The organism is Mesorhizobium sp. M7A.F.Ca.CA.004.04.2.1 (genome assembly GCF_004022825.1).
In the GTDB taxonomy this organism is placed as follows: domain Bacteria; phylum Pseudomonadota; class Alphaproteobacteria; order Rhizobiales; family Rhizobiaceae; genus Mesorhizobium.
Window position 1 is genome coordinate 1 of record NZ_RZPH01000974.1, and the last position, 2,238, is coordinate 2,238.

The 2,238-nt window shown below is 59.4% G+C and carries 2 protein-coding genes and 1 pseudogene; 1 reads left to right on the top strand and 2 read right to left on the bottom strand.

Going from position 1 to position 2,238, the window contains the following annotated elements:
- Positions 1 to 99, top strand: a pseudogene (locus tag EN893_RS29990) (LysR family transcriptional regulator); the annotation flags it as partial.
- Positions 100 to 147: 48 nt separating this feature from the next.
- Here the strand turns inward: EN893_RS29990 and EN893_RS29995 are convergent.
- Together EN893_RS29995 and EN893_RS30000 are read right to left on the bottom strand one after the other, a co-directional pair.
- Complete coding sequence (locus tag EN893_RS29995) at positions 148 to 951, bottom strand: TIM barrel protein (RefSeq protein WP_063169395.1); 804 nt, start codon at positions 949 to 951, stop codon at positions 148 to 150.
- Positions 952 to 1,115: 164 nt separating this feature from the next.
- Positions 1,116 to 2,177 (bottom strand): LacI family DNA-binding transcriptional regulator, encoded by a 1,062-nt coding sequence (locus EN893_RS30000; RefSeq protein ID WP_128362023.1) that lies wholly within the window; start codon positions 2,175 to 2,177, stop codon positions 1,116 to 1,118.
- Positions 2,178 to 2,238: the final 61 nt, after the last annotated feature.

Genomic DNA, 2,238 nt, shown 5'->3' on the forward strand with positions numbered 1-2,238 from the left:
ACCCTCCAATGGCCGGCCCTCCACAATAGCGATCCGGCAAGCATCTGGATGCGGGAGATAATGATACAGGAGGCATCTCGGATGGCTGCCCCGCTGTGAACCCACGGAAAATTCAGGCGCACCTATAGTCACTACTCCTGTCACCATCTACTTTGACGACAATAGCCCTCGCCGGATAAAGTCGATGCTGGCGGCAAGTGCGCCTGCGAGATCGTCCAGAGAATGGACTTCCTCGACCAGCTCGAATGAGAAAGGTCCCGCGTAGCCGCCATCCAGCAGCGCCTGAATCTGGCTGCCATTGTCGGAACCTGCAAGAAAGCGATCGGGGTAAATCCAGAAGGTCGGGTCGTTTACGCTTGAAATGTGCACCAGGCCGGTAAGCTCGCAGAACAGGCATGTCTCCCCGGCCAGGGTGTGGTGGAACGTGTCGTGCACGAGGCGAAAGACGGACTGGCCATCAACCGCGGCAACGGCCTCGGCCGCTTCCTTCTTTGATCGAAGCGAGCAGGTTCGGAAACCCAGCGGCTCGATGAGACCGATCAGACCCCGCGACTGGAGGATTGGCTTGATCTCGTTTAGAGCGAAACGAAGATTGTCCTGGCGCTCGCTATTGGTGGGCCACGAGCTGCGGTTGGCCGGCACCAACACGAGCGTCTCCGCCCCGCACGCCGTCGCATAATCGGCGAGGTTGCTTGCCTCGGCCTGACGCGTTGGAGTCCAGTCGTTGAACCGCTGCAAGGCGTTGACAGAGATGATCGTGACGCCCGCTTCGGTAGCGGCCAACCGAACGTCCGCAGCCGGAATGCCGCGTGCGACAGGATTGCTGAAATGAGGGTAACGGATTTGGACGTCGGTCAGGCCTTGGTCACGGGCAAGCGCGAAAAGCGCACTGACGTCAAGGCGGGGCGCCGCCATGTGATCGAGTGCAAAGCGGGGCGATACCTGGCGCATTGCTTGACTTTCCTTCCATGAAGCGCGGCTGCCATTTCGGCATCCGGCTTCTTTCAAGACGGAACCACGCCGGTTCACAGATCGGACAGAGACGGCCGAGTCAATCGAGCTTTCCTTTCATCGGTGAAAGGAAAATGGGCGCTCATGATAGAAATCCATCAAGGTCAAATATTTTCCGGAAGATAAATGTCGAACGGCAGAAATGTCTGCCCCGGGCTCTCCGCGACGCCGGCTTTGATGGCCCGCTCCATTGCCATTATCAGCTCCTGGCAAAGTCGGCGCATTGGCGTGCCGACCGCCATCGTCAAGATGTCATCCGCAAGCGCCCCACGTGACTGCGGCGTCATTTCACTCACGATCGCGACGAGATCCTGACCGCTCCCCTCTTCTCGGAGCGCGGAAATTGCCCCCTCTATCCCCCCGCCGGCCATATAGAAGCCGACGAGCTCTGGTTCCCGCTGCATAAGATCCAGCAATTTTTCGTAAGTGAGCTGCCGTTCATCAAGGTTCACGAGCGCATCAAGCACCTCGAATTTTGGCGCGTTCTCACGAAAATACGCACGAAAGGCCGTTTCCCGCGTCGCATGCGCCTGGAAGCGATGGCTTCCGACAAACACCGCCACCTTGCCGGGCCGTTTTGCGGCCTTGGAAAACACCCAAGCGGCAGTCCGTCCGACCTTGCTGTTGTTGAGGCCGATGTAGCCCTCGCGCACGCCATCGGCGAAGTCGGATAGCAGCGAAAATACCGGGATACCTTTCGCCTTGAGCTCCTCGACTGATGCTGTGATTTTCGGGTGATCGGCCGCCACCATGGCGATCGCCTGGCAGCGGCTCCCAAGGTCCTTAAGAAGCGGGAGCAGGTCACGCGGCAAATGTGACTGCGCGAACTCGATGATCGGACGGCCGTGGAAGGATTTAGCCATACTGACCGACTCTTCGATCTTGCGAGCGAAATCTTGGTAGAAATCGTGGGTAGGTTTTCTCAAGATGAAGCCCAGCTTGTAGTGCGGCAGGTGCTGCTGCAAGCGCTGTTTGATGAGACCGGCAGCATGATAGCCGATCGCGTGCGCGGCCGCATGGACCCGCTGGGCGGTCTCCTCTCGCACCGGAAGGCGGACGTTCAGAACCCGATCGACTGTTGCTACGCTGACTCCGGCTTCGCGGGCGAGATCGGCTATTGTGACGCGCTTTCCCCTAGCGATTCTGATCGGCCGGTCCTCCATCATCCGGTGCGCTCCCGCGACGGCTTGGGGCGGCAAGCTGAAATAGTTCCCCCACCCCGCGGAT

What these genes read in the sequence shown, in the direction of transcription:
- EN893_RS29995 (WP_063169395.1), bottom strand. Translation starts at nt 951, where the DNA reads ATGCGCCAGGTATCGCCCCGCTTTGCACTCGATCACATGGCGGCGCCC.
- EN893_RS30000 (WP_128362023.1), bottom strand. Translation starts at nt 2,177, where the DNA reads ATGATGGAGGACCGGCCGATCAGAATCGCTAGGGGAAAGCGCGTCACA.